Source organism: Streptomyces sp. NPDC006450, assembly GCF_040612195.1.
GTDB lineage: Bacteria > Actinomycetota > Actinomycetes > Streptomycetales > Streptomycetaceae > Streptomyces.
On record NZ_JBEXPT010000035.1, the window covers coordinates 47,807 to 54,555 of the forward strand.

The 6,749-nt window shown below is 72.3% G+C and carries 6 protein-coding genes; 5 read left to right on the plus strand and 1 reads right to left on the minus strand.

The features are described 5' to 3' along the window. The 5 genes from purQ to ABZY57_RS14135 all read left to right on the plus strand — a co-directional run bounded on the left by purQ (window position 1) and on the right by ABZY57_RS14135 (window position 5,286). Window positions 1–681 carry a phosphoribosylformylglycinamidine synthase subunit PurQ gene (purQ, locus tag ABZY57_RS14115; protein WP_356511552.1) on the plus strand — a complete coding sequence of 227 codons (681 nt, stop codon included), beginning with the start codon at window positions 1–3 and terminating at the stop codon, window positions 679–681. Continuing rightward, window positions 678–2,927 (plus strand): phosphoribosylformylglycinamidine synthase subunit PurL, encoded by a 2,250-nt coding sequence (purL, locus tag ABZY57_RS14120; RefSeq protein WP_356511554.1) that lies wholly within the window; start codon window positions 678–680, stop codon window positions 2,925–2,927. The genes purQ and purL overlap by 4 nt, the downstream gene beginning before the upstream one ends. Window positions 2,928–3,033: 106 nt before the next feature. Then, window positions 3,034–3,588, plus strand: coding sequence for a hypothetical protein (locus ABZY57_RS14125; protein ID WP_356511556.1), 555 nt, complete (start codon window positions 3,034–3,036; stop codon window positions 3,586–3,588). Window positions 3,589–3,631: 43 nt separating this feature from the next. Further along, window positions 3,632–4,423: a sterol carrier family protein gene (locus tag ABZY57_RS14130; protein WP_356511558.1), complete on the plus strand. Its 792-nt coding sequence runs from the start codon at window positions 3,632–3,634 to the stop codon at window positions 4,421–4,423. 38 nt (window positions 4,424–4,461) lie between these two features. Next, window positions 4,462–5,286 carry an META domain-containing protein gene (locus ABZY57_RS14135; RefSeq protein WP_356511560.1) on the plus strand — a complete coding sequence of 275 codons (825 nt, stop codon included), beginning with the start codon at window positions 4,462–4,464 and terminating at the stop codon, window positions 5,284–5,286. A 98-nt stretch (window positions 5,287–5,384) separates the two neighbouring features. Here ABZY57_RS14135 and ABZY57_RS14140 read toward each other — a convergent pair whose 3' ends face one another. Further along, window positions 5,385–6,740 carry a sulfatase-like hydrolase/transferase gene (locus ABZY57_RS14140; protein WP_356511570.1) on the minus strand — a complete coding sequence of 452 codons (1,356 nt, stop codon included), beginning with the start codon at window positions 6,738–6,740 and terminating at the stop codon, window positions 5,385–5,387. Window positions 6,741–6,749: the final 9 nt, after the last annotated feature.

The following is a 6,749-nucleotide window of genomic DNA, read 5'->3' on the forward strand; positions in this document are numbered from 1 at the left end:
GTGACCACTCGCATCGGAGTCGTCACGTTCCCCGGAACGCTCGACGACCGTGACTCGCTGCGCGCCGTGCGCCTCGCGGGAGCCGAGCCCGTATCGCTCTGGCACCGCGACAAGGACCTCCACCAGGTCGACGCGGTCGTCCTCGCGGGCGGCTTCTCCTACGGGGACTACCTGCGCGCCGGAGCCATCTCCCGCTTCTCGCCGGTGATGGAGAGCATCATCGAGCAGGCCAAGGGCGGCATGCCCGTCCTCGGCATCTGCAACGGCTTCCAGATCCTCACCGAGGCCCACCTGCTGCCGGGGGCGATGCTCCGCAACAACCACCTGCACTTCATCTGCCGCGACCAGAAGCTGCGGGTGGAGAACACGGAGACGGCCTGGACCGGCGACTACGCCGCCGGCGAGGAGATCTCCGTACCGCTCAAGAACATGGACGGCCGCTACGTGGCCGCCGAGCGCGTGCTGGACGAACTGGAGGCCGAAGGCCGCGTGGCCTTCCGGTACGTGGACGTCAACCCCAACGGCTCGCTGCGCGACATCGCCGGCATCACCAACGCCGCGGGCAACGTCGTCGGCCTCATGCCGCACCCCGAGCACGCGGTCGAGCCGCTGATCGGGACCGGCCGCACCGACGGCCTCCCGTTCTTCACCTCGGTCCTGAAGAAGCTGGTCAGCGCATGAGCCTCGACACCGTCAAGAACGCCACCGGGACCCCGGACGCCTCCCAGCCCTGGAAGGAACTCGGCCTCAAGGAGGACGAGTACGCCCGGATCCGCGAGATCCTCGGACGCCGTCCCACCGGCGCCGAGCTCGCCATGTACTCCGTCATGTGGTCCGAGCACTGCTCGTACAAGAGCAGCAAGGTCCACCTGAAGCAGTTCGGTGAGAAGGTCCCGCAGAACGACGCCATGCTCGTCGGCATCGGCGAGAACGCCGGAGTCGTCGACGTCGGCCAGGGGTACGCGGTCACCTTCAAGGTCGAGTCGCACAACCACCCGTCGTACATCGAGCCCTACCAGGGCGCGGCCACCGGCATCGGCGGCATCGTCCGCGACATCCTCGCCATGGGCGCCCGCCCGGTCGCCGTCGTCGACCCGCTGCGCTTCGGCGCGGCCGACCACCCCGACACCAAGCGCGTCCTGCCGGGCGTCGTCGCGGGCATCGGCGGCTACGGCAACTGCCTCGGCCTGCCGAACATCGGCGGCGAGGTCGTCTTCGACGCCTGCTACCAGGGCAACCCCCTCGTGAACGCCGGATGCATCGGCGTCATGAAGCACGAGGACATCCACCTCGCCAAGGCCTCCGGCCCGGGCAACAAGGTCATCCTCTACGGCGCCCGCACGGGCGGCGACGGCATCGGCGGCGTCTCCGTCCTCGCCTCGGAGACCTTCGACGACACGAAGCCGACCAAGCGTCCGGCGGTCCAGGTCGGCGACCCCTTCCAGGAGAAGCTCCTCATCGAGTGCACCCTGGAGATCTTCAAGGAGAAGCTGGTCGCGGGCATCCAGGACCTCGGCGGCGCCGGGCTCTCCTGCGCCACGAGCGAGCTGGCCTCCGCCGGTACCGGCGGCATGCGCGTCGACCTCGACACCGTCCCGCTGCGCGACGCGACGCTCTCGCCCGAGGAAATCCTCATGAGCGAGTCGCAGGAGCGCATGTGCGCGATCGTCGAACCGCAGCACGTGGACCGCTTCATGGAGATCTGCGAGAAGTGGGACGTCATCGCCACCGTCATCGGTGAGGTGACCGAGGGCGACCACCTCGAGATCTTCTGGCACGGCGAGCTCATCGTTGACGTGCCCCCGGGCACCGTCGCCCACGAGGGCCCGACCTACCACCGCCCGTACGCGCGCCCCTCCTGGCAGGACGCGCTGCAGGCCGACGACGCCGGCAAGCTGCCCCGCCCGCAGACCTCCGAGGAGCTCCGCGCGCAGGTCCTGGCCCTGGTCTCGTCGCCGAACCAGGCCTCGAAGTCCTGGATCACCGACCAGTACGACCGCTTCGTCCAGGGCAACACGGTGCTCTCGCAGCCCGAGGACGCCGGCATGGTCCGCATCGACGAGGAGACCAACCTCGGCGTCGCGATGTCCACCGACGGCAACGGCCGCTACGCGAAGCTCGACCCCTACACGGGCGCGCAGCTCGCACTGGCCGAGTCCTACCGCAACGTGGCCGCGACCGGCGCCAAGCCCCTCGCGATCTCCGACTGCCTGAACTTCGGCTCCCCCGAGGACCCGGACGTCATGTGGCAGTTCGCCGAGGCCTGCCGCGGTCTCGCGGACGGCTGCCTGGAGCTGGGCACCCCGGTGACCGGCGGCAACGTCTCCCTCTACAACCAGACGGGCGACATCGCGATCCACCCGACCCCGGTCGTGGCGGTCCTCGGTGTGATCGACGACGTCAACCGCCGTACGCCGATGGCGTTCGCGGAAGCCGGCCAGCTGCTGTACCTGCTCGGCGACACCGCCGAGGAGTTCGGCGGCTCGGCCTGGTCCGAGGTGGTCCACCAGCACCTCGGCGGCATGCCGCCCAAGGTGGACCTGGGCCGCGAGAAGCTCCTCGCGGACATCCTGATCTCGGCCTCGCGCGACGGCATGATCGACGCCGCGCACGACCTGTCCGACGGCGGCGTGATCCAGGCGCTCACCGAGTCCTGCCTGCGCGGCGGCAACGGTGCGCGGATCGTCGTGCCGGAGGCGCTGGACGCCTTCACGTTCCTGTTCTCCGAGTCCGCGGGCCGCGCCATCGTGGCCGTCCCGCGCAGCGAGGAGCTCCGCTTCACCGACATGTGCGGTGCGCGGGGCCTGCCGGCGACCCGGATCGGTGTGGTGGACGGCGAGGAGATCGAGATCCAGGGCGAGTTCACGCTCCCCCTGGCCGAGCTCCGTACCGCCCACGAGGGCACGATCCCGGCGCTGCTCGCCTGATCCGCCGTTTTCCCCGAGCCCCCGTCCGGAACCTTTCCGGGCGGGGGCTCGTCCGTTCCGGCAGGACGTCCGCACGGGTGGCGGCCACAGGGGCAGGGGGGACCGGATGTCCGGGAGCAGGGGCCGAAGGCTCGGTACGGGCGGGGTGGTCGTCCTGGTCGTGTGCACGGCCGCTCTTGCCGTGGGCGGCTGGTTCGTCCACGAGCGGCAGGGAATCCGGCAGGACAGCCGGGCGGAGATCACCCGGGCCTGCCAGGGGCTGGTGGACCCGGATGCGGTGATGCGGTTCGGCGGGTTCGCGGACCGGGTGGACTCCACCGGCACGGGGGGCCACGTGTGCGTGCTGCGCCGGGCGGTGACCTTCGAGGGCCAGGAGGTGATGGAGGAGTACTTCTCGCTCAAGGTGGCCTCCTCCCGGGACGCCGCGCCGGGCGAGAGCCGGTTCGACCTCGGGTCCCGCAGCGTCGCGGTGACCGCGAAGTGCGCGGACCCGGCCGAGTCCGCCGGGGTGACCTCCCTGCGGGTGACCGCCGTGCGCGAGGGGGACCTCGCGTCCCGCGGGGAGCCCGGGGCCCTGGCGGCGCTGGCCCGCGAGGCGGCCCTGCGGGCGGCGGCGAAGGCCGGGTGCACGACCTCCCTCCCCGACGCCCCGACGACCTGACGGTGTCCGGACCCCGGGGCATCGGACGGCGTAAGGTCGGCCCATGCCGCCTGCCAAGAAGAAGCCGCGTACCTACGACCAGGCCAAGACCCGCGCGGCCGTCCTCGCGCAGTTCGGGCATGTACGGGACGCCGTAAGCGAGTTGGACGCCGAGCAGCTCGCGCGGCCGAGCGGGGTCGGGGACTGGTCGATCGCCGAGCTGGCCGCGCACATCGCGTGGATCGCCGACTCGCTGGCCGCCGGCCTGGGCCGGCCGCCCGCCATCGTCGCCGAGCTGACCGCCCCGGAGTGGCCCTTCGCGACGGCCTCCCTCGCCGGGAAGATCGCCGAGGCGGCCAAGGAGACCCTGGAGGGCGCCCCGCTCGGTGAGCTCTTCGACCGGGCGGGCGCCGCCCTGGCCGAGGCGCTCGAAGCGAACCCCGGCAGCCGCGTGCTGGACCTGTGGATCGGGGCCATGACCCTGGCCGACTTCCTGGTCACCCGCACCGTCGAGCTCGTCGTCCACACCGACGACCTGCGCCGCGCGACCGGAGTGGACATCCCCGTGGACCGCCAGGCCCTCGCGGCCTGCACCCGGCTGCTCGCCGACGCCCTCGCGCTCAAGGCTCCTGGCGGGGCGGTGGAGTTCCGGGTCCCGCCGTTCGCGGTGGTGCAGTGCGTCGAGGGGCCCCGGCACACCCGCGGCACCCCGCCGAACGTGGTGGAAACCGACCCGCTGACCTGGATCCGGCTCGCCACCGGCCGTACGAGCTGGGCCGAAGCCCTGGACGGGGCCCAGGTGCGAGCCAGCGGCGAGCGCGCCGACCTGTCGGCGCTGCTCCCCCTGATGAGCTGATCCGGGAACCGCTTCGCAGCCGGCCGCGTCCCACCGGCATGCGTACGCTGCCGCTCCTCCCCGCCGCCCTGGTCGCCGTACTCGCGCTGTCCGCCACCGCCACCGCCTGCGGTGACGACGGCGGCACGCCGGGGACGCACCCCGCCCGCGGGTTCTCCGGACCCTGGTCGGTCGAGAGCCTGACCGTCGACGGCAAGGTGCTGCGCGCTCCCGCCGCCGCCCGGCTGTCCGTGGAGCGCGGCAAGGGCTACGAGGCCGAAGCCACCGGCAACTACGGCTGCAACGGCTTCACCGCCGCGGTGGTCTTCGACTCGGCGGCCACCATGACCGTGACACCCGGCTCCCACACCGACATGGCCTGCCCCGACCTGCCGTTCGAGACGGCCTTCGCCAAGGTGTTCCGGGGCACGCTCACCGTGGAACAGGCCCAGGAGAAGATCACGTTGAAGACCTCGGACGGGAACGCGATCGCCCTGAACTCCAAGCCCCCGGCCCCCGCCGCCCCGCTCGTCGCCACGCAGTGGACCGTCGACTCCCTGATCAAGGGGGAGACCGCCTCCTCGGTCCCCGCCGGCGCCGAGGGCCGGGCCCGCTTCACGGTGGCCGCGGACGGGACGGTGAGCGGCAACCTCGGCTGCAACCGCTTCAACGCGACGGCCTCGGTCGAGGGCGACAAGCTCACCGTCGGCCCCCTCACCAGCACCCGGATGGCCTGCGAGGGCGGCCCCGGAGAGGTCGAGCGGGCCCTCACCGAGCTGTTCGGCGGCGGCCCCCTCGACTGGAGGATCCAGGGCGACACCCTCACCCTCACCGGGAGCGACGGCAGGGCCGTCACCGCGACGGCGGCCTCCGCCGCCGAGTGAGCGGTCCACGGCCTGCTGCGGGCAGCGGTCCACGGCTTTCCCCGGGCCGCGGTTTTCCACAGGCTGTGGATCGCGCCCGGGGGTCACCGCGGGCGTGATCAGCCCGGGTACGGCAGCAGTCCCGCGTTCGTGTTCTCCCAGGCCGCCCGCAGTTCGGCCAGCCGGGCCGGCTCCAGCGCCGCCTTGTCGGCCTGCTCGCGGATGTCTCCGGCCAGGTTGAAGAGCTGGTCGCGGCCCGTCTTGCCGCGGTAGTACTTCCACTCGCCGCGGCGCAGCGCCCGCTCCCCGCGCACCCGCCAGAACAGGTTCCGCTCGGCGACCTTCTCGCCGCGCAGCAGGTAGCCCGCCAGGCTGACCCCGTCCAGCGGGTACGCCGGGTGCGCGCGGGCGCCCGCCAGTTCCAGCAGGGTGGCCGTCCAGTCCGGGGTGAAGACCGGCACGTGGCTGACCTGGCCGCCGTCGAGCCGGGCGGGCCAGCGCACGATGTTCGGGACGCGGATGCCGCCCTCCTGGAGGGAGGACTTGTTGCCCGTGAGCGGCCAGTTGTGGGAGAAGCGCTCGCCCCCGTTGTCGCTGGAGAAGAACACCAGGGTGTCCTCCTCCTGGCCGGAGCGCTTCAGCGCCTGCAGCACCTCGCCGATCGAGCGGTCGAGGTCCTCCACCATCTGCTGGTACTTCTCGATGGATCCGCCGTCCTCGTGCCACAGGGCCCGCCGGTCGCCGGCCTTGATCCGGCGGGTGACCTCGGCGCTCGCCTCGGTGTCCCCGTCGGCGATCCACGGCCAGTGCGGGGTGGTGAAGTTGAGGTTCAGCAGCCACGGCTTGCCGCCGTGGTCGCGGGAGACGTACTCGCCGGCGCGCTCGGTCAGGATCCGCGTGTAGTAGCGCAGGTCCTTGTACTCGGCGTCGCCCTCGTAGAGGTCGTACCTGCCGTCGCCGGACAGCTTGGAGTAGTACTCCAGGGCCCCGCTGAAGTTGCCGAAGAACTCGTCCCAGCCCGACCTGGTCGGGCTGTAGTCCGGCAGGAAGCCGCAGTGCCACTTGCCTATGAGCGCGGTCGCGTATCCGGAGCCGCGCAGCAGCGAGGCCAGCGTCGGGTGCGTCGGCTCCAGGCCCACCGACGTGTCGGCGATGGGCTCGGCGAGCCCGCCCTTGGCCCGGCCCGGGTAGCGGCCGGTGTACAGGCTGAAGCGGGTCGGGGAGCAGGTCGCGGAACCCGAGTAGGCGTCGGTGAAGCGGACGCCCTGGCGGGCGAGCCGGTCCAGGTTCGGGGTCTTGATGTGCGGGGAGCCGTAGGAGGACAGGTCGGCCCAGCCGAGGTCGTCGCCGAGGATGAACAGGATGTTCGGGCGGCGGGAGCGGCGTCCCCGCTCGGCCCGGAACTCCCGCTCCTGCGGGCCCGCGTGCTGCGCCTCGGCGGCGGGCGCCGCCTGGGCCGGGGCGGCGACGCCCAGCCCCACTGC

Excerpts from the sequence above, each read along its gene's own strand:
- purL (WP_356511554.1), top strand. The coding sequence starts at position 678 with ATGAGCCTCGACACCGTCAAGAACGCCACCGGGACCCCGGACGCCTCC.
- ABZY57_RS14125 (WP_356511556.1), top strand. The coding sequence starts at position 3,034 with ATGTCCGGGAGCAGGGGCCGAAGGCTCGGTACGGGCGGGGTGGTCGTC.
- ABZY57_RS14130 (WP_356511558.1), top strand. The coding sequence starts at position 3,632 with ATGCCGCCTGCCAAGAAGAAGCCGCGTACCTACGACCAGGCCAAGACC.
- ABZY57_RS14135 (WP_356511560.1), top strand. The coding sequence starts at position 4,462 with ATGCGTACGCTGCCGCTCCTCCCCGCCGCCCTGGTCGCCGTACTCGCG.